Source organism: Streptomyces graminilatus (assembly GCF_001418565.1).
In the GTDB taxonomy this organism is placed as follows: domain Bacteria; phylum Actinomycetota; class Actinomycetes; order Streptomycetales; family Streptomycetaceae; genus Streptomyces; species Streptomyces graminilatus.
On the sequence record NZ_LIQQ01000477.1, the window covers coordinates 1 to 1394 of the forward strand.

The 1394-nt window shown below is 72.1% G+C and carries 2 protein-coding genes; both read left to right on the forward strand.

Features of this window, described 5'->3' with window-relative positions; translation table 11 throughout:
- On the forward strand, positions 1-499 hold a 499-nt coding region (locus tag AOK08_RS33395; protein ID WP_157876895.1), incomplete at its 5' end, for an amidohydrolase family protein.
- A 68-nt stretch (positions 500-567) separates the two neighbouring features.
- A partial coding sequence (locus AOK08_RS33400; RefSeq protein WP_055532986.1) for an amidohydrolase family protein occupies positions 568-1394 on the forward strand: 827 nt, incomplete at its 3' end.

Sequence of the window (1394 nt, forward strand, 5' to 3'; positions counted from 1 at the left end):
CGGCAGCCACACCGGCACCTGTATGTGCCCCACCACCGAACGCGACCTCGCCGACGGCATCGGCCCCGCCGTCGCCCTCCAGCGCGCGGGCTCACCCCTCTCCCTCGGCTCCGACAGCCACGCCGTCATCGACCTGCTCGAAGAGGCGCGCGCCATGGAGCTGAACGAGCGTCTGCGCACCCGCACCCGGGGGCACTGGACGGCGGCGGCACTGCTCCGGGCGGCCTCCGCCGACGGCCACGCGGCCCTCGGCTGGGACGACGCGGGCACCCTGGAGGCGGGCGCGCTCGCCGACTTCACGACGATCGCGCTCGACTCCGTCAGAACTGCGGGGCCGGTGCCTCGCCTGGGAGCGGAGACCGCGGTATTCGCAGCGTCGGCAGCGGATGTGCGTCATACGGTCGTGGCCGGCCGGCACGTCGTGCGAGACGGGGCGCACACCCTCGTCCCCGAGGTGCCGCAGGCGCTCGCCGCCGCTGTCGAAGCCCTGCGCGGCTGAACCCCGTACGCCCGCCGATACGCACGCCGGTACGGTCCCTCGCCCGGCCCGCAACCCATGAGGACGCGATGAACAGCACCAGCACGCCGAGCAGTCCGGGCAGTCCGAACCGGACGAACAGCGCTATCGGCAGCACGACCGACACCACCACCGGCACGACGACTGTCATCACGAACATCGGCAGCCTGGTCACCAACGACCCCTCTCTCGGCGACGGTTCTCCTCTTGGGCTGGTCCTGGACGCGGCCGTCGTCATCGAAGGCGACCGCGTCGTCTGGACCGGTGAATCCAGCAAAGCACCCACCACTGACAATCGGGTCGACGCCGGTGGCCGGGCCGTCCTCCCGGGCTTCGTCGACTCCCACTCCCACCTCGTCTTCGCGGGCGACCGCACCCAGGAGTTCAACGCCCGCATGTCCGGGCGGAGCTACACGGCGGGCGGCATCCGTACGACCGTCGCCGCCACCCGCGCCGCCACGGACGCGGAACTGGAGGCCAACCTCACCCGTTACCTCCGCGAGGCCCTCCACCAGGGCACGACGACCTTCGAGACCAAGTCGGGGTACGGCCTGACCGTCGAGGACGAGGCCCGCGCCCTGCGCATCGCCGCCGCCCACACCGACGAGGTCACCTACCTCGGCGCCCACATCGTCTCCCCGGACTACGCCGACGACCCGGCCGCCTATGTCGCCCTGGTCACCGGCGAGATGCTCGACGCCTGTGCCCCGTACGCCCGTTGGGTCGACGTCTTCTGCGAGAAGGGCGCCTTCGACGGCGACCAGGCACGCGCGATCCTCACCGCGGGCAAGGCGAAGGGGCTGCATCCGCGCGTCCACGCCAACCAGCTCTCGTACGGCCCCGGAGTGCGGTTGGCCGTCGAGCTCGACGCCGCCAG